This window comes from Aquibacillus rhizosphaerae, assembly GCF_030282825.1.
Classification (GTDB): domain Bacteria; phylum Bacillota; class Bacilli; order Bacillales; family Amphibacillaceae; genus Aquibacillus_C; species Aquibacillus_C rhizosphaerae.
Genome location: NZ_JASTZU010000063.1, coordinates 1 through 17,342, shown reverse-complemented (window position 1 = coordinate 17,342; position 17,342 = coordinate 1). Strand labels below are relative to the sequence as shown.

The 17,342-nt window shown below is 35.0% G+C and carries 21 protein-coding genes, 1 rRNA gene and 1 pseudogene; 1 reads left to right on the top strand and 22 read right to left on the bottom strand.

What is annotated here, in order from left to right:
- Nucleotides 1–47: 47 nt before the first annotated feature.
- The 8 genes from QQS35_RS20070 to wrbA form a co-directional block, all read right to left on the bottom strand.
- Complete coding sequence (locus QQS35_RS20070; RefSeq protein WP_285934025.1) at nt 48–251, bottom strand: alpha/beta-type small acid-soluble spore protein; 204 nt, start codon at nt 249–251, stop codon at nt 48–50.
- A 90-nt stretch (nt 252–341) separates the two neighbouring features.
- Entirely contained in the window at nt 342–545 is a 204-nt protein-coding gene (locus QQS35_RS20065; RefSeq protein WP_285934024.1) for an alpha/beta-type small acid-soluble spore protein, read from the bottom strand.
- A gap of 102 nt (nt 546–647) precedes the next feature.
- Nucleotides 648–851, bottom strand: coding sequence for an alpha/beta-type small acid-soluble spore protein (locus tag QQS35_RS20060; RefSeq protein ID WP_186579206.1), 204 nt, complete (start codon nt 849–851; stop codon nt 648–650).
- A 128-nt stretch (nt 852–979) separates the two neighbouring features.
- The gene (gene fumC, locus QQS35_RS20055) at nt 980–2,365 is read right to left on the bottom strand and encodes a class II fumarate hydratase (RefSeq protein ID WP_285934023.1); all 1,386 of its coding nucleotides are present in this window, start codon (nt 2,363–2,365) and stop codon (nt 980–982) included.
- Nucleotides 2,366–2,693: 328 nt separating this feature from the next.
- A complete protein-coding gene (locus QQS35_RS20050) occupies nt 2,694–3,563 on the bottom strand; it encodes a M15 family metallopeptidase (protein WP_285934022.1) in 870 nt (289 codons plus the stop codon).
- 200 nt (nt 3,564–3,763) lie between these two features.
- Entirely contained in the window at nt 3,764–4,009 is a 246-nt protein-coding gene (locus QQS35_RS20045) for an IDEAL domain-containing protein (RefSeq protein WP_285934021.1), read from the bottom strand.
- 147 nt (nt 4,010–4,156) lie between these two features.
- A complete protein-coding gene (locus QQS35_RS20040; RefSeq protein WP_285934020.1) occupies nt 4,157–5,458 on the bottom strand; it encodes an MFS transporter in 1,302 nt (433 codons plus the stop codon).
- A 105-nt stretch (nt 5,459–5,563) separates the two neighbouring features.
- A complete protein-coding gene (wrbA, locus tag QQS35_RS20035) occupies nt 5,564–6,166 on the bottom strand; it encodes an NAD(P)H:quinone oxidoreductase (protein WP_285934019.1) in 603 nt (200 codons plus the stop codon).
- Between the two features lie 268 nt (nt 6,167–6,434).
- Between wrbA and QQS35_RS20030 the strand changes: the two genes are divergently transcribed.
- Nucleotides 6,435–7,325, top strand: a complete 891-nt coding sequence (locus QQS35_RS20030; protein WP_285934018.1) for a cation diffusion facilitator family transporter — start codon at nt 6,435–6,437, stop codon at nt 7,323–7,325.
- 77 nt (nt 7,326–7,402) lie between these two features.
- On the opposite strand, the gene QQS35_RS20025 is transcribed toward QQS35_RS20030, so the two are convergent.
- The 14 genes and pseudogenes from QQS35_RS20025 to rrf all read right to left on the bottom strand — a co-directional run.
- The gene (locus tag QQS35_RS20025) at nt 7,403–7,933 is read right to left on the bottom strand and encodes a GNAT family N-acetyltransferase (protein ID WP_285934017.1); all 531 of its coding nucleotides are present in this window, start codon (nt 7,931–7,933) and stop codon (nt 7,403–7,405) included.
- Between the two features lie 25 nt (nt 7,934–7,958).
- Nucleotides 7,959–8,258: an AzlD domain-containing protein gene (locus tag QQS35_RS20020; RefSeq protein WP_285934016.1), complete on the bottom strand. Its 300-nt coding sequence runs from the start codon at nt 8,256–8,258 to the stop codon at nt 7,959–7,961.
- Entirely contained in the window at nt 8,255–8,980 is a 726-nt protein-coding gene (locus QQS35_RS20015) for an AzlC family ABC transporter permease (protein ID WP_285934015.1), read from the bottom strand. The genes QQS35_RS20020 and QQS35_RS20015 overlap by 4 nt, the downstream gene beginning before the upstream one ends.
- A 336-nt stretch (nt 8,981–9,316) precedes the next feature.
- Nucleotides 9,317–10,072, bottom strand: a complete 756-nt coding sequence (map, locus tag QQS35_RS20010) for a type I methionyl aminopeptidase (RefSeq protein ID WP_285934014.1) — start codon at nt 10,070–10,072, stop codon at nt 9,317–9,319.
- 235 nt (nt 10,073–10,307) lie between these two features.
- On the bottom strand, nt 10,308–10,454 hold the full coding sequence (locus QQS35_RS20005; protein WP_285934013.1) for a YjcZ family sporulation protein: 147 nt from the start codon (nt 10,452–10,454) through the stop codon (nt 10,308–10,310).
- 144 nt (nt 10,455–10,598) lie between these two features.
- A complete protein-coding gene (locus QQS35_RS20000) occupies nt 10,599–10,709 on the bottom strand; it encodes a YjcZ family sporulation protein (RefSeq protein WP_285934012.1) in 111 nt (36 codons plus the stop codon).
- Between the two features lie 342 nt (nt 10,710–11,051).
- The gene (locus QQS35_RS19995) at nt 11,052–11,156 is read right to left on the bottom strand and encodes a YjcZ family sporulation protein (RefSeq protein ID WP_285934011.1); all 105 of its coding nucleotides are present in this window, start codon (nt 11,154–11,156) and stop codon (nt 11,052–11,054) included.
- A 276-nt stretch (nt 11,157–11,432) separates the two neighbouring features.
- Nucleotides 11,433–12,188, bottom strand: coding sequence for a (S)-benzoin forming benzil reductase (locus QQS35_RS19990; RefSeq protein WP_285934010.1), 756 nt, complete (start codon nt 12,186–12,188; stop codon nt 11,433–11,435).
- 21 nt (nt 12,189–12,209) lie between these two features.
- Nucleotides 12,210–12,710, bottom strand: a complete 501-nt coding sequence (gene mug / locus QQS35_RS19985; RefSeq protein ID WP_285934558.1) for a G/U mismatch-specific DNA glycosylase — start codon at nt 12,708–12,710, stop codon at nt 12,210–12,212.
- A 136-nt stretch (nt 12,711–12,846) separates the two neighbouring features.
- Nucleotides 12,847–12,999: a hypothetical protein gene (locus QQS35_RS19980; RefSeq protein ID WP_285934009.1), complete on the bottom strand. Its 153-nt coding sequence runs from the start codon at nt 12,997–12,999 to the stop codon at nt 12,847–12,849.
- 184 nt (nt 13,000–13,183) lie between these two features.
- A pseudogene (locus QQS35_RS19975) lies at nt 13,184–13,756 on the bottom strand (C39 family peptidase); the annotation flags it as partial.
- A 690-nt stretch (nt 13,757–14,446) separates the two neighbouring features.
- Complete coding sequence (locus QQS35_RS19970; protein ID WP_285934008.1) at nt 14,447–15,580, bottom strand: zinc-dependent alcohol dehydrogenase; 1,134 nt, start codon at nt 15,578–15,580, stop codon at nt 14,447–14,449.
- Nucleotides 15,581–15,933: 353 nt separating this feature from the next.
- Entirely contained in the window at nt 15,934–17,076 is a 1,143-nt protein-coding gene (locus tag QQS35_RS19965) for a trans-sulfuration enzyme family protein (RefSeq protein ID WP_285934007.1), read from the bottom strand.
- Nucleotides 17,077–17,250: 174 nt separating this feature from the next.
- A 5S ribosomal RNA gene (gene rrf / locus QQS35_RS19960) occupies nt 17,251–17,342 on the bottom strand; the annotation flags it as partial.

Sequence of the window (17,342 nt, the reverse complement as noted above, 5' to 3'; positions counted from 1 at the left end):
AAGGAGACACCCTAAATGGTGCCTCCTTGGCCATAGCTTTTATTAAATTATTGTTGTTGTCCACCAAACTGTTGTTCAGCAGTTTGTACTAGACGCTTTGTGATTTCTCCACCTACAGAACCGTTAGCGCGAGAAGTTGTATCAGCTCCAAGATTAACACCGAATTCTTGTGCAATCTCATACTTCATTTGATCTAGTGCTTGTTCTACACCAGGTACTAGTAATTGGTTTGAGTTATTGCTTTGTGCCATAGTTTCTTCACCTCCTGTATCTTTTATTGTTTACAACTAATCAAAAAATTATTTAAAATCTTGATTGGTAATATCTTGATTAACAAGCTATTACTTCGTTTGCCCGCCAAATTGTTGTTCAGCAGTTTGTACTAGACGTTTAGTAATTTCTCCACCAACAGATCCGTTAGCGCGAGAAGTTGTATCAGCACCTAGATTCACACCAAACTCTTGTGCAATCTCATACTTCATTTGGTCTAGTGCTTGTTCCACACCAGGTACTAGCAATTGGTTTGAGTTGTTGCTACTTGGCATATCTCTCACCTCCTGTACCCATTATTATTTACCAACACCCATAAATTTTATGAGTTATTTTTTGTGAAAATATTGGTAAAGATTATCTTAGTTTTCTAGAGATTATCTAGTTTGTCCACCAAATTGTTGTTCAGCAGTTTGTACTAGACGTTTAGTGATTTCTCCACCTACAGAACCGTTAGCGCGAGAAGTTGTATCAGCTCCAAGGTTGACGCCAAATTCCTGTGCAATCTCGTATTTCATTTGATCTAGTGCTTGTTCTACACCAGGTACTAGTAATTGGTTTGAGTTGTTGCTGCTTGGCATGTCTATCACCTCCTGTACTCAATATTGTGAACAGGAAATAGACATCTTATGATACTTTTTTTCTGGCAAAATAATGAAACAAGCTCAAAACCTAATACACCGGTTTTGAGCTTGTTTTTAAATTACGATTATTTCGGATAAGTCATTTCTTTTGGAATAATATAAGTTTCGAACTGTTCCTCTGTCAATAAACCTGAGGACACTGTTGCCTCTTTCAATGTGGTATTCTCTGTAAAAGCTTTTTTTGCAATCATAGCTGCGTTTTCATACCCAATATGTGGGTTTAGTGCTGTTACTAACATTAATGAATCATTTAAATTCTTTTCAATGTTTTCATGATTAGGCTCCAACCCTTTTACACAACGTTCATCAAATGAGAACATACTATCTGCAAGAAGTTGTGCTGATTGAATAAAGTTATAAGCAATTACTGGTTTGAATACGTTTAGTTCAAAATTACCCTGACTTGCCGCAAATCCGATTGTTGCATCATTTCCCATTACTTGTGCTGCAACCATTGTAACTGCTTCGCTTTGTGTTGGGTTTACCTTTCCAGGCATAATTGAACTTCCAGGCTCATTTGCAGGAATAGTAATTTCACCTATCCCACAACGTGGTCCACTTGCCAACCAACGTACGTCATTTGCAATTTTCATTAAGTCTGCTGCTAGTGCTTTTAAAGCACCATGTGCATAGACTAATTCATCGTGACTCGTCAAGGAATGAAATTTATTTTTTGCCGAACTAAACTCTTTGCCTGTGAAGTTACTGATTTCCTTACAAACGCGTTCTGAAAACTCAGGATGAGCATTCAAGCCTGTTCCGACCGCAGTTCCTCCTATTGCCAACTCTTTAACATAAGTAGTACTGTTAGTAATCATTGATTCTGCTTTTTCAAGCATTCTATGCCAACCACTTATTTCTTGACCTAAAGTTAAAGGTGTTGCATCTTGAAGATGTGTTCTGCCTATTTTCACAATGTCTTTAAACGCTTCCATCTTTTCCTTCAGTGTATCCTTAAGTGTCAACAAAGCAGGCAAGACATTAGCTTCTAACTTGATAACGGCTGCAATATGCATAGCTGTTGGATACGTATCATTTGAGCTTTGTGATTTATTTACATCGTCATTAGGATGCAATGTGTAGGAACTATTTTGTCCTTTTAACCATTCATTCCCTACAAAAGCAATTACTTCATTCACATTCATATTGGATTGTGTTCCACTACCAGTTTGCCAAACAACTAAAGGGAAATGTTCTTCTAATTCACCAGAAATAATCTTATCTGCAGCATATGTAATAGCATCAGCTTTCTCTCTTTCCAGTAGACCCAAATCGCTGTTTACAACTGCAGCACTTTTTTTAAGAATTGCAAAACCTGTAATCACTTCATGTGGCATTAGTTCTTGGCCAATCGGAAAATTTTGCTTACTTCTTTGGGTTTGTGCTCCCCAATATTTATCAGCTTGTACCTTCATTTCACCGAGTGTATCTTTTTCAATTCGAAAACTCATTGATGATTCCTCCCTAAATTTTATATCCCTATTCTATTGTATCAAATTTTGCTGTGAAGATATAAATGGAAGCAATATTATTTTTTGGTAATCGTACAAATACTGATTTTAAAGATTTAGACTATGTTATAATATAGTTACTAGAAGAGGAGAGGAGAGAATCTAAAGCCTTACAGATGGATTCATCTCAATAATCTTTTTTAGTTAATGAAGTAGGTAAGACCTCTGATTGTATCGAGGTCTTTTTTGTATTATATGAGCTTCTAGAAAAATAAAAAGAGCACATAAACTCTATATTATATAAAGTTTGTGCTCTCCTTTTATTGGTTTAATATCCATATCCAAAATATTCTTCTAATGTAATGCCTTTTTCATAAATTTCCTTCGCTATCTCATTCCCAACATAACGAATATGCCATGGTTCATAACTATAACCCGTAATGTCACTTTTTCCTTCAGGGTACCGTATGATAAAGCCAAACTTGTGGGCATTTTCTGCCAACCAGCTACCTTCACTTGTTTGTTTGAAAGTTTGTTCCAATGCAAATGCAACTTCAGCAGTAGTGACATCCATTGCTAATCCTGTTTGGTGTTCACTAGTTCCCGGTTGCGCTGAAAACTTATCTGCATGCTCTTTGCCATTAGTTGCTACATTATTTTCATAGATAACTTTCTGTCTATCATAGGAACGATATCCAGATGCAGCTACTAAGTTTAATCCTTCGCTTTCGGCTGCATTAAATAGTTCTTCTAATGCATTAGCGGCAACTTGCTTCATTTGTTTTTTTGGTAAGTATTCGTCAAAATAAAATGGGACATTTGGAACAACTAGATTAGATGGATTCCATCCATCAGGTAATTTACGTTGTTTATTTACAAACACTTCAATACTATTTGGATTATCAACTACTGTTAATCCTGAGTTGTTTGCATCTTCATTTACAGCCTCATCATTTTGGTTCGAATTATTTTCAGATTCTTTGTTTTGATTCTCTTCTTCTTTTGAATTTTCATTACCTTCTTCTGGATTTTGATCAGAATCAGGATTAGTTTCTTCCGCTTCATTTATTTCTATTTGTTCTTTATCTTTCATACTTCTATTACTTTGACTTAATTCATCACCTGGTCGTTCATCTTGTTGGCAACCAATTAAAATGGTGCCTATGAATAATATAACGAAAATAGAAAAGAATTTCATTTTAAAATCACCTCAATAAAATATACTGTATCTCCAGAGTATTTTGGAAAACACAAGTAATCTAGAATAAATCCTTAATAACTATAACATATTTTAATGGTATTAGAAGGTAAAACATTGACTTTCCAAATATAGTAAGTACAGTAAAATATCTAGCCATACAGAAAAAAACCTTGTCATAATTGACAAGGTTTTTTTAATTAATGTTCCCATGAGTACATCTGGAACTGTTTGCTTAATTGTATAAATGTTTCTTTGTCATTTGAATCAATCGATTCATTTATCCTGTGTTCTAAGTGCGCCTTATTCCAGTTAAAACATAATTCGTCTAGTACTAATTTTGACGCAAGCTTAATTTCATAAGAAATTTCCCTCTTTGCAACAATCCTAGATACCTTCTTCGTGCTATAAACTTTTAACTTATAACTCACCTTATGCTTTTTCATGGAACATACGCCCCCTTGTTCCTTTTTTTTATTATCCTAGATTTTGCAACTTTTTGCAATGGTTTTCATTAAATTTTCTGAATATTTATTTACCAATTCCCATTATTCCATCTCATTAAACAAAAAACTGACAACAATACCTGATAATCAGGTATTATTGTCAGTTTTTTTTGCATCATATTTAGTAAATAGTGTACTTGAAGACTGAGATCCTCCCGATTGCGGTTTAATTGTCCGGAATGCAAGGATTGCAGCTAATATTGCTAATATCAAAAATGTAGCAACCATCCAGGTTAGATTTATATTCATAAATAGCGCTGCAACTGGGGGCCCAGCAGCTACACCCATATACCTAGCCGAACTATATATACATGTGATTGTACCTCTTACAGCTTTTCCGATACTTTCTGTAATTAATGCATCTAAACAAGGTAATCCAACTCCAATACCAATTCCACATATAAGAAAAACAATTAACAGATAAATAAATTGTTCTGAAAACCTTATAGCTATAACTGCTCCACCGGTAACTAAAATCCCAAAAAAAGTAATCCATTTCATTTTAACTAAGTTATCTTTAATTACTTTTCCAGTTATATAGGATGCAAGACATAAAGCGGCAAGAGGACCGGCTAAATATAACCCTTTTGTTAAACCTTTGTAATCATATGTATCCTCCAAAATACTTGAAAGGTAAAAAAGAATACCGAATAGAATAAACATTAAGATAGCACCTATAATAAAGACCGCAAATAACCAGTTACCATGTTGATGGAAAGCTTGTTTTGTATTGTGCCAGAATTCTTTAAATTGTGGTCCTTTTTTTTCGTTTTTAGGTTTTTTAACTAGGAAAAGAACTAAAATTGCTGATGTCAAACAAAAAACCGGAATTGAAAAAAAAGGTAAATACCATATAACTCCTGCTAGTAATGCTCCTAATATGGGACTTAAAACCTTTCCGAAAGTATTGGATGTTTCAACAAGCCCTAATGTTGCACTGACATCCTTCTCACGTTTAAACATATCGCCAACAAGTGGTAACACAATTGGTGCGGTACCCGAGACGCCTATCCCTTGCAATATTCTTCCTAATAAGATAAACGTATATGCGTTATCCAACTTCCATGCTGCATATCCCGAAAGTAGTCCACCTAAACCAGATAATATTAATGATGGAATGATAATAACTTTTCTACCAAATCGATCAGATAAAAAACCAGCAATCGGAATTAAAAAAATGGCAACAATGGAGTAAACTGTAATAATATAACTTGACTGTAATTTCGATATATCAAGTTCTTTTTCCATTAAAGGTAATACAGGAATTAACATGGAGTTACCTAAAGTCATAATCAATGGAATGGATGCCAAAGAAACAATAGCCCATCTTTTTTCATGCAAGTCGTTTTCTTGTTCTTCTGTTTTTTTAGCTCCTTTATTGTCAGACATATATAGACCCCTTTCTATTTTAGCTATCCCTAATATTGTCCTAAATTTGTATTTTCCATTCACTCAAAATAAAAAACTCACCTTGAAAGGCGAGTTTTTTATGAATTATTGTGCAATTTTTTTCGTTATTTCTATAGTTCTTCTAGTCTGGTGTTTAACTGCTTTTTCTACATCTTCTTGCATTTTTCCATCTTGATCAACCGTAACACTTACACCATAGGGATTTCCACCTGCTGCAAATAATTCTTGATTTGTATAGCCCGGGGATGCAATGATTGCACCCCAATGAAACATGGATGTGTACAAGTTTAAAATTGTTGCTTCTTGTCCTCCGTGTGGATTTTGAGCAGATGACATTGCGCTAACTACTTTATCTACAGTCTTACCTTGTGCCCATAGCCCCCCAGCTGTGTCCATAAATTGTTTCACTTGTGCAGGTACATTACCAAATCGCGTCGGAACACTAAAGATAATTCCGTCTGCCCATTCCAAATCATCCATCGTTGCTTCTGGCACATCCTTCGTAGCTTCATAGTGTGCTTTCCATGCTGTATTTTGGGCAATTGCCTCTTCAGGAGCTAACTCCTTAATTTTTCTTACTTTCACATTAGCCCCTGTTTCTGTTGCCGCTTCCTCAGCCCATTTTGAAAGCTGATAATTTGTACCTGTTGAACTGTAATAAAATATTGCCAAATTAACCATATTCAATCTCTCCTTTCTCATGTCGGTATTAGTATAAACTTTACGTTTATTTTCCATACCAATTATCAAGTTTATTAACCATAATGAAATTAGATTTGTATTTCTTTCCGTTATTTGCACAAAATTAGTCATAGGTATTATTATTGTTTGATGAAGGAAATTTCCTTGCTTGATTGCAAGTTATATTGACAAAAGCATTTATGTTTCTCTAGACCCATTAAACTATTGTTTGATAAGCTATAAATGCTTATGAAGAAGAATTGGAGGCATTTATATGAGCAGCCAATATGATAATTTAAAAAAAGGCGAACGGGGAGCTTGGATTAGTATTATAGCTTATCTATCGTTAGCTGCCAGCAAGTTAATCATTGCCTATATCGGTAGTTCAGCCGCACTGCGGGCTGACGGATTGAACAATACAACAGACGTCATTGCTTCAGTAGCAGTGTTAATTGGCTTGCGAATTTCTAGAAAGCCCCCTGACAAAGATCATCACTATGGTCATTTTCGCGCTGAGACTATTGCTTCACTTGTAGCTGCTTTTATCATGGTCACAGTTGGTTTGCAAGTAATCTTCGGTACAGTGCAAGCAATAATAGAAAATAATCCTGTCAAACCAAACCTATTAACTGCATGGACGGCATTGTTAGCTGCTTTTATTATGTTAGGAGTTTATCGATATAATTTGAAACTATCTAAACAAATTAATAGTAGTTCTTTATATGCAGCAGCCCAAGATAATCGATCTGATGCAATAGTAAGTATAGGAGCTTTTATTGGAATTATAGGTGCTCAATTTGGACAATACTGGCTTGATCCAGTGGCAGGATTATTAGTAGGGATTATTATATGTAAAACAGCTTGGGGCATTTTTAGGGATGCCAGTCATGCACTTACAGATGGATTTGATGAGGAGCAATTAGATAAAATCAAAACCAGTATTGCAAAACATCCAGAAGTAGAAGAAGTAAAGGATGTGAAAGGTCGCTTGCACGGGAATCAAGCATTAGTAGAAGTGACAATCTACGTAGATCCTGAACTAACTGTGCAAGAAAGTCACGATATAACAGAAAAAATTGAATCACTCCTAGACGAAAAACATGATGTGCCACATGCACATATACACATCGAACCTTATAACGAAGAAAAAAATAGGGATGACTAGTTTCACAACTACTGTAAAGTTTGTACATTAAATAAGCAAATGGCATGCTCGTGTTGATGAGCATGCCATTTGCTTATTTAAAATTGTTCAAGTAGCATATCTATACTTTCCCAACCGAATGCCGTTTCTTGATAGGTCCCTTTACCAATGGTTGTCTCTTCTTTATCAATTTGCTTGGCACCGTAATCTAAATAGAATTTACTTGACGGATTCTGAGTCAGGACCCATACGAGTATCGAATGATAGCTAAACGTTTTCATTTCTTTGGCAAAAGCATTTAACATCATAGAACCTAGACCTTTACGTTGATATTCTTGTAGTAAGTAGATTGCATAAATTTCACCATCGTAACCAAATCGCTTCGTTCTTTCCTTACCTCCTGAGATGAAACCTACTATATTGCTCTGTTCATCAAAAACTACTAAAGCAACTTGACCCACCATTGGCAAACTCAGGACAGTTTCCCAAAATACTTTTCTGTTATCATAGGTGATGTTAGACATATCTTTTTCATTAATTAATTCTGAATATGTTGATTTCCAACTCTTCACATGAATTTCTGCAATCTTTTCAGCATCTTCTAAAATTGCTTTTCTAATAAAAAACATGGATATACCCTCCCCTATTCCATTATCATAAAATTGTCGTTAAAAAAAAGACCGTAGCAATAGCTCCAATGACCACTAATATAATATTTAATCTCAAAACCGCTAATAGGATGGCAATCAAACCACCAGTTAATCCTACATACGGTTGATCGGGTTTTACTGTTAAAATCCCAGGAAAGATTAGTGCTCCAAGAGCTGCGTAAGGGATCGCATTTAACCACCTATTAACCCAGTCAGGAAAATGCACATTATCAACTATATATGCTGGCATAAACCGAGGAATCATCGTAACCAAAGACATTCCTAATATAATTATTAAGATCACTTCTTTTCCTCCTTCAACACAAAGACACCAATTAGACCACCTATTAACGTACCTAAAACTATTGCCCAACCCGTATCAAGAAACTGACTAAATATGAAATTAACTAACATCGCGATTAGAGCAATCAAACCCATTTTAATTTCTTTTTTTACAGATGGAATTAACAAACCAATAAACATTGCATAAAGTGCTATACCCATACTTTGACTTAATGACTGAGGCATTACATCACCCAATAAGGCACCTAAAAATGAGCCGGAAATCCAAGATAAATAAGCAGTAAGCATTAATGCTGCATAGAAATATGTACCATTCTCTTGTTTCGCTTTCTCTCCATGTAAAGAAGCCACAGAAAATGATTCGTCAGTTAACCCCAAAGATAGGGGCACCTTCCATTTGAGCCCAAAGCCTCTCAAACGATTCATAAAAGATAAACTCATAACAAAATGACGAAAATTCAAAACAAAGGTTGCTATAATTATTTCGATTGCACCAGTTCCAACAGCAATAAGGTTAGCACCCATAAATTGAGCTGCACCTGCATAAACAAGTATGCTCATTAGTGTTACCTCTGCAATTGTTAAACCAGATTGTTTAGCCAGCACCCCATATGCTATAGCTATTGGAAGGTAGCCTAACATAATTGGAATTCCTGTGGCAATCCCTCTTTGAGCTTGAATTAGTTTAGTAGATGTAGCGTTTTCCATAACTTTTGTTACCATATTTTTACGTTCTCCTCTTAAATAATGTGTTAAGTTCTCTATCCAAAAGGAAAGTTTGAACCATTAAATAAATACCGCACATATATACATTAAAATAACTTTATCACATAAATTGGCTAGGCACACTAATCTTTTTTTTCGCAGGCTGTTTTATAAAATGAGTTATTATTGATTAAAAACTATAATATTTAATGCTATTTCTAAGTTTTTAGACCACTTATTAATTTTATTACGAAGTTTTCATGAACTATCAAAAACTCAACCATCAGTGATAATTTAGAAACCTTCACAAAAAAATGGGCAAACCAAATGATGAATGATGGTTTACCCATTTTTTTATTCTTCTTCTTGATCTGTTAAAAGCAATGGTTTATCGTTGGTTATTACAATCGTATGCTCATATTGGGCAGATCGGCTACCATCGACCGTTCTCGCTGTCCAATTATTAGCATCCATCTTGCTTCGCCAATCACCTTCGTTTATCATTGGCTCAATGGTAACAACCATACCTTCTTTTAAACGAAGCCCTTTACCTGCCTCTCCAAAGTGTGGGATATGAGGTGCTTCATGGATAGTTGGGCCGATTCCATGTCCGGTAAAATCACGAACAACAGAAAAGCCTTCTGCTTCTGCATATTGTTGTATCGCATGACCAATATCACCTATTCTATTCCCGGCTTTAGCTTGTTCAATCCCTTTATATAAAGCTGTCTTAGTTACATCTAATAAGCGTTGTGTCTTTTCATCGGCATTTCCTACTACATAAGTCCAAGCTGAATCAGCTAATCCACCATTAAGGTTTACTACCATGTCGACTGTAACAATGTCACCTTCAGCGAGCCGCTCATTTCTTGGAAATCCGTGACAAATCTCATCATTTATAGAGGCACACGTAGCAAATTCATAACCGTTGTATCCTTTTTGTTCGGGTGTAGCACCATTTTGAGCTAAGTATTTCTCTACAAAGTCATCGATTTCCTTTGTCGTGACTCCTGGTTTCATTTTCTTAGCAATTTCCTTGTGACAGGAAGCCAATAACTTTCCCGCTTTCTGCATCATTTCAATTTCTCTTTTACTCTTACGTGTAATCATACTGATACTCCCTTTCTCTCTATATGTACATTATCGTTTTTAGCTAGGTGAAATTCTATTTACTCATCAATTTTATCATATTCCACACGTATATATCTTAGACTTTATATACCAAAAAATAAAGAGAAATAGCACCGAACAACTATTGACGCTTTTAGATCATTTGAAAAAAACCAATAAATATGGAGATGCTTCACTAGGAAGCATCTCCTATTATCATTTATTTTAAAAACTCTTAGTAACCATAACCACCATATCCAGCATAACCGCCGCCTGTGAACCAAGAAGAACCGACGATGATAAGCAAGATAAATAAAACTACTATTAACGCAAAGCCAGATCCATACCCTCCAGCTACGCCTTCACCTGCTACTGCACTCATCTATAATTACCTCCTTTTTCTGATATATTATATTCCATGCTGTCTTAAAGAGAAGGGAATTACTTTTTCTAGGTATTCCCTTCATAAACTTAAAGAAATACTAAGAATAAGCATCGTTAGTTTTGTTCCATAGAAACTTGGTACTTAATAAGCGCCATATCCGCCCCAAGAAGCACCTACGATAATCAATAGGATAAACAGAACTACTATTAACGCAAAACCTGCACCATAACCTCCGCTATAAACTTCACTCATCTGTGAACCCCTCCTTTATTTCTTTCACTAATAGACTATGTTACGATCACTATTTTGGAAGGGGATTATGAATAAATAGGTAAATACCTATATTTTCATGATTTCAATTGTATATAACCATGGTAAAATCCCATAAGAAAAGCGTAACTCATGCCTGACCCTAGGACAATTAAAGCTGACTCGAGCAGTGTTTTCCGCCAAATTTAGTTATCCTACGCGAGATAGGCTCTGTAGATAAACGTGGCCACGTGTTTATCTACAGCACATTTAATCTTGCTTTGCTATAAAAAAAGGTAGAGGATTCAAAAGAATCCTCTACCTACTTCAAGATTCGGCGACTACTTAGTAAGCGCCATAACCCCACGAAGCACCAATGATAATTAACAGAATAAACAATACTACGATTAACGCGAAGCCTGAGCCTCCAGTTGCATAACCTGCACTCATCTTAATAACCCCTCCTTTATTTGATTCACTTATAGACTATGTAATAATTAAAAGAATGGAAGGGCTAAAATAAAAAATGGGTGAATGACTATACAAATTATAATGCTTCATGTTGTATTCATACTACATGCAAACTATTTAGTCTTTTGTCAAATATGCTTCTATCACCTTTTTTAGCAAAATCAATTTTTTTGTAACCATATATTTTCAGCCATCATCTTAGATTACTTTACTTAGCCAAGAATTATTTTTTAACATGAAATATCTAAAGCTTTTTTATAATAAATCTTTAATGTTATAATTTTTACCGTTCGTAATCTCTTGATGTTTTATAAGAACGTCAACTAGTTTATTGGCAACTAAATCAGAATCGCGCAAACTATTATCTTCTTTATATTGCTTAAATGTTTCTACATCTTTAAAAGCTTGTTCACTCGAGGACCTTATTTCTCCTTGCATATTTGTATCCATTATTCCTGGATTAAAAAGAATAACTTTATTATCTGTATTTAGCTCATCTTGTTCCATTGCGACTGTCTCCGTGTAGCGATTTAATCCCGCTTTCGTACTGCAATAGGCACTCCATCCATAGACAGAACGATCCGCAGCACCAGATGTTACGTTAGCAATAACTACTGGTGTATCTTTACTTGATTTAGTTAAAAATTGTGCAGTTGTAGCCATTGGGGATAGCAAATTAACATGAACATGGTCAGTTAACTCCTCAAACGTGTGATGGTCTGTCGTATCTATAGGAGCCACCATTCCAGCATTATTTACTAAATATACCAATTCCGCTTGTTGTGTAAATACCTGTTCAGTGATTGATTCAAATACCGCCTTTACCTGATCTATATTGGATAAATCACAGGTCTCATGATGGTAAGTAACAGCATATTCGCTAGCTACTTTTTCTAGTTCAACATTTTTGTTTCTAGCTACGCCAATAACATGTATTCCCTGTTTTATTAATAACATTGCAATCGATTGTCCCAGGCCTCTAGAAGTACCTGTAATTACTGCATATCTCATGTATTATTTCTCCTCCTAGTTTTATATATAGTATTTTAATTGCTTATAAATATCGATAATTTCCACTAACTTCATTCTGACAAGTCCACTTGATGAAGGGGCTACAAATTCAATACCGTTTGAAATAGATTGGTCTTGCTTCCCCCACGGTAAGGTTTTCTGTTTACTAAACTCTTGATAAACACCTTTACCAACAAAACATATGACCTTTGGCCCATATTGATTAATTTTTTCTAACAATTCTAATCGTCCTTGTTTATATTCTTCTTTTGTAATCTCAGCAGCTTCTTTTGTTGGTCTAGCAACAATATTTGTTAATCCGTAACCGATTTCGGCAAGCTTATTATCCTCTTCTGGACTTAGTTTAGTCGGCGTTAACCCCGCCTCAAATAGTATTTTCCAAAAACGATTATTTGGATTTGCAAAATGATGACCTGTTTCAGCAGACCTTATACTTGGATTAAAACCGACAAATAGGACTTGCATATCTTTATGTAAATAATCTGGAATAGGCTTTAACATCACTTAAATTGTCCCACCTTTGTAGTTCTCTTAATTGAATTTTACCATCTCCTTTTCTAATTTAAAAATAATAAAAGAAGTAGAACAATAATTCTAGCTACGAACAAGTCTTAACCATCTTGTTCGTAGCTTTGAGTTATTCACTTGATTCAGTTATATTAAAGAACATAGGATTATCATCTTTATTTTTCTCTTCTGTCTGTCTCTGTTTATTGTTTTTTTTATCTGTACCCATCACTCCATCAGATTCATAACTCTTTTTAAATTTAGGTTCTTTTTTGTTATCCATCCTATATGCCTCCTTTCCAACTAGTTTTGCCTAGTTACAAAAGGATATTCTATAAGTGAATTTAAGAAAAATCTAGGGATGCCTTGTTAAACCCCGACAAACTTAAGACCTCAGGCAGGTTAGACCTGGAGCTAGATATCTCTGAATCTTTTAATACTTCTTAGCTTTCAAAAAAAAGCAATTATTATTTAGTAATAACAATTGCTTGGCTTCCCATCTGTTCCCAGGCTAATTCAAAATTATCACGATTGACTTTCTTATTTTTCTCACCATAAGGATCATTTACATATACATAAGATTCATCGTAGCCTGTTACAGCACCACTATGCACACTAAAAGTGATATCTACTGGACCTGAAGGAGTCTCCCATGTCTCCATATTTCCAACAGGTACATAGTTAGCTGTAGTTATAATCCATACAGGAAGACCTTGATCTATATACTCATACATTGTGTTTGAATCCTCACCAGTAATATCTACAGCTTTCTTACCTACATATTTTTGTGCAAGTTCTAACATAGGTTCATGATAGACACCAAGTCCTGGTCCATCAGCCATATCACCAACAAATCCTTCATTAGGATTTCCTTTTAATCCGTTTGAATAAGTTAGCGGTACAGTAGCAATTTCCTCAGATAATTCATTTTTATTTGCATCAATACCGTGATATTGTAAAATCATTGCTAAACTAGTAACCTCGCAACCATTATACAATCTCGGAGCTTCCATTTGTTTTATTAATGGTACATCTAAAGGAACTCCCACCGTCGCACGTTGTCTTTCTATCGTAATGTTAAGGTTAGGTTGTTGATTAATAGCTATAAAAAATTTCAGGTTTTCTTGCAAAAACGCTAAAGAAATATAAAGGTTACCATTCAAATCAAGTACATCATAATCGGTTAGTTTTTTATGGTCCTTTTTTGATGATGACAGTAATTCCGTTGATTGTAGCGATGTATATGGAAGAAGAAAGTCATTTTCTTTATAGTGGAGAGTAATGATATTTAATAACGGAGTTTCTACTATTTTCCCACCAAGTACTTGGTCGATAATAGTAAGAGGAATATAATAGCCATGATCATACAAAATAACTTGACCATTTACTTTTTGATTATTAATATTCAATTCTGCATTGATTTGATAATTTTCATTTATTACTTCTTGTTGATTCGCAATTACTTTACTCGTTGTTGCTACTCTATCCTCCTTGGAACATGCACTTGACTTAGTAACTAGAAATACAACGGTAAAACTTAAAAATAAAATAAAACAAGTAATAACTTTGTTAATTTTCATGTGTTCAACTCCCCATATTCCTATCTAGGTGATTGATGTATTTAATTATTATATTAATTTCCACCTTCTTTGTAGGATTAATTACATTCTATAACCTATATATTCAAAAAAAACTGAATGAACACTATATGTTCATTCAGTTAACTATGTTTAGGGTCGTAATATTACTTTTATGCAATTATCTTCCTTTTTATTAAAAATATCATATCCGTGTGCCGCTTCGTCTAGTGGCATCTTATGTGTTATGATTTTTCTTGGATCAATCTCACCATCAATAATTTGTTGATAAAGTGGCTCCATAAAAGATCGGGCATGTGCTTGTCCCATTTTTATATTAATATTTCTTGAGAAAAATGGACCTAACGGAAACATATTATATAGTCCTCCGTATACGCCAGTAATCTGATAAGTTCCGCACTTTCTAACTGCTTTTGTAGCAATTTGAATCGGGCCTAATGTACCACCTTGTAACTTTAATTTTTGTTCGACAAACTCCAAAGGGGACTTTTTACCATCCATTCCAACACAATCAATTACAACATCTGCACCACCCTTCGTTGTTTCTTTTAACACTTCACCCATGTCATCATGTTTTGTAAAATCGAATACTTCTGTTTTATTTGTTTTTTTGGAATGTGCTAGACGATTCTCTATATAATCAACCGCAATAACACGTTTAGCCCCCTCTTTCCATGCAAACTCTTGGGCCATTAATCCAATCGGTCCACATCCTAAAACGATAACCGTATCTCCAGGTTTCACTCCAGCATTTTTAACACTCCAATAAGCAGTAGGTAATACATCTGATAAAAACAATAAAGAATCATCTTCTAATTCACAACTTTCTGGAATTAAAAACGGTGTGTAATTTCCAAATGGCACTTTTAAGTATTCTGCTTGCCCACCTGGATGGTTACCAAATTTCTCAGAATAACCAAAGTACCCCCCTGAATCATAATGAGGATTAGCATTATCACATTGACTTTCATGTTGTTCATTACAATACCTACATTGCCCACATGCAACCGTAAAAGGAATAACTACTCGATCTCCTTTTTTAACCTTCGTTACACTTGGACCAATTTCTTCAACAATACCCATTGGTTCATGACCAATACTATATCCAATTGGAAGTGGAAAATTCCCTTGATACAAGTGTAAATCCGATCCACAAATTGCTGTAGAGGTAATTCTAACAATAACATCTTCTGAATCTTCTATCTTAGGATATTCTTTTTTTGTAACAGCAACTGAATATTTACCTTGATAGGTTACAGCTTTCACACTACCCCTCCTATACTCTCATTATTGTTTCATCATTATATTTGGCTTCTCACATCTAATTTATGTATTTTAAAAAGAACACAAATTTGAAGTGTCATAAAATTAAAGGGAACTTTATAATGTTTTATGAAGGAACAAAAGCTCAGGGCGCCTGCTCACCCTAGGGCAATTAAGACGAACATCTATGTGGTGCTCTTCACCACATAGATGTTTGACTCGGGTAGGCGCTGTAGCTGGACGTGGCACATGCAATAGTCAGTTATCCACAGGACACTAAGTCTATAATTTCCTGGTGTATGCTAATAAAAAAACACAAGACTGCTATGTCCTGTGTTTCCTTTACATTTTTGCTTTTAAAATTTTGACAACTTTATTGCTTGTTCAAATGCATCTATAATATCCTCAGTGTTCTCAATACCTACTGATATTCGAACTAAGCCTTCTGTGATGCCAAGTTCAACCTGTGCTTCTTTCGGTAGAGCTCTATGTGAAGTTGCTAAAGGATAAGAAACTGATGTTTCCACTCCTGCTAAAGTTGGAACAATCTTTACCCATGAGAGTGACTGAAAGAATTTTTCAATATTACAAAAACCCGTTATATCAATGGAAACAATAGCTCCATTTCCTTTTGATGATACAGATGTAGGATAATATACTTTGTCTACATCTTTATTTTGTCTTAAAGCATCAGCCAATGCTTGGGCATTTTTTGAATGCCTCTCCATTCTCACGCTTAATGTTTTAATACCGCGGCATGCTAGCCATGCATCAAATGGACTAAGGTTAGTACCAATATTAACGACTTTGGATTTGGCCTTCTCTATTAGCTCCTCCTTGCCTACAAGAACTCCTGCAGTCAAATCACTATGTCCACCTAAGTATTTCGTAGCACTATGTACAACCAAGTCCACACCATCTGTATATGGCTGGCAGAGATAAGGTGTTGCAAATGTATTATCAATCATAGTATATAAATCATATTTCCTTGCTAATTCAACCACTTCAATAATATTTTCAACACGTAGTAACGGATTAGTTATCGATTCAGAATAGATAAGTCTTGTATTACTCCTAATATTATTCTCAATTTCGCTAGAATGTTCAAAATTCACAAATGATACTTCTATGCCAAAATCAATCAATTCATTAGCTAAAAGTTGATATGTTCCACCGTAAATATCTGTAGAAGCAAGGACATGATCACCTGACTTCGCAATAGCTAGTATACCAACTAATATAGCAGATAGTCCTGATGATGTTGCTATCCCCTTAGGCGCCCCTTCTAATTGAGCTATTGCACTGCCTAGTTCATCAGTATTCGGATTCCCAACTCTCGTATATAAGTAATCCTTTTTACCTTGATAAAAGTTTTCTAAATCTTCAAGGTCTGTGAATTTAAATGCAGAAGTTTGATATATAGGTGTGACTTTACTATCTATAGATTTTGTATCCTTAGTTGATAGATGTACTGATTTTGTATCAAAATGTTGCCCCATGAGAATATCTCTCCTTCTAATCTTTATTACTTCTACTTTACCCTATCAATCCCAAAAAGCCAATTATAGTTTCTTATAATTCATATCATGTTTACATGTATATAGCATAGCCTAGATAGAAAAAACAAAAATAACCCTCAAAAGAGATAGAATCCTTTTGAGGGTTACATCATTGCCTAGCGGCGTCCTACTCTCGCAGGGGCAAAGCCCCAACTACCATGGGCGCTGGAGAGCTTAACTGCTGTGTTCGGCATGGGAACAGGTGT

Coding starts and splice junctions, on each gene's coding strand:
- QQS35_RS20030 (WP_285934018.1), top strand. CDS start 6,435: ATGAGCAGCCAATATGATAATTTAAAAAAAGGCGAACGGGGAGCTTGG.
- QQS35_RS20065 (WP_285934024.1), bottom strand. CDS start 545: ATGCCAAGTAGCAACAACTCAAACCAATTGCTAGTACCTGGTGTGGAA.
- QQS35_RS20050 (WP_285934022.1), bottom strand. CDS start 3,563: ATGAAATTCTTTTCTATTTTCGTTATATTATTCATAGGCACCATTTTA.
- QQS35_RS20000 (WP_285934012.1), bottom strand. CDS start 10,709: ATGAGTGAAGTTTATAGCGGAGGTTATGGTGCAGGTTTTGCGTTAATA.
- QQS35_RS19995 (WP_285934011.1), bottom strand. CDS start 11,156: ATGAGTGCAGGTTATGCAACTGGAGGCTCAGGCTTCGCGTTAATCGTA.
- QQS35_RS20070 (WP_285934025.1), bottom strand. CDS start 251: ATGGCACAAAGCAATAACTCAAACCAATTACTAGTACCTGGTGTAGAA.
- QQS35_RS20015 (WP_285934015.1), bottom strand. CDS start 8,980: ATGGTAACAAAAGTTATGGAAAACGCTACATCTACTAAACTAATTCAA.
- QQS35_RS20045 (WP_285934021.1), bottom strand. CDS start 4,009: ATGAAAAAGCATAAGGTGAGTTATAAGTTAAAAGTTTATAGCACGAAG.
- QQS35_RS20005 (WP_285934013.1), bottom strand. CDS start 10,454: ATGAGTGCAGTAGCAGGTGAAGGCGTAGCTGGAGGGTATGGATCTGGC.
- QQS35_RS20040 (WP_285934020.1), bottom strand. CDS start 5,458: ATGTCTGACAATAAAGGAGCTAAAAAAACAGAAGAACAAGAAAACGAC.
- mug (WP_285934558.1), bottom strand. CDS start 12,710: ATGTTAAAGCCTATTCCAGATTATTTACATAAAGATATGCAAGTCCTA.
- fumC (WP_285934023.1), bottom strand. CDS start 2,365: ATGAGTTTTCGAATTGAAAAAGATACACTCGGTGAAATGAAGGTACAA.
- QQS35_RS20060 (WP_186579206.1), bottom strand. CDS start 851: ATGCCAAGCAGCAACAACTCAAACCAATTACTAGTACCTGGTGTAGAA.
- QQS35_RS19980 (WP_285934009.1), bottom strand. CDS start 12,999: ATGGATAACAAAAAAGAACCTAAATTTAAAAAGAGTTATGAATCTGAT.
- QQS35_RS19990 (WP_285934010.1), bottom strand. CDS start 12,188: ATGAGATATGCAGTAATTACAGGTACTTCTAGAGGCCTGGGACAATCG.
- QQS35_RS20025 (WP_285934017.1), bottom strand. CDS start 7,933: ATGTTTTTTATTAGAAAAGCAATTTTAGAAGATGCTGAAAAGATTGCA.
- map (WP_285934014.1), bottom strand. CDS start 10,072: ATGATTACACGTAAGAGTAAAAGAGAAATTGAAATGATGCAGAAAGCG.
- QQS35_RS19965 (WP_285934007.1), bottom strand. CDS start 17,076: ATGGGGCAACATTTTGATACAAAATCAGTACATCTATCAACTAAGGAT.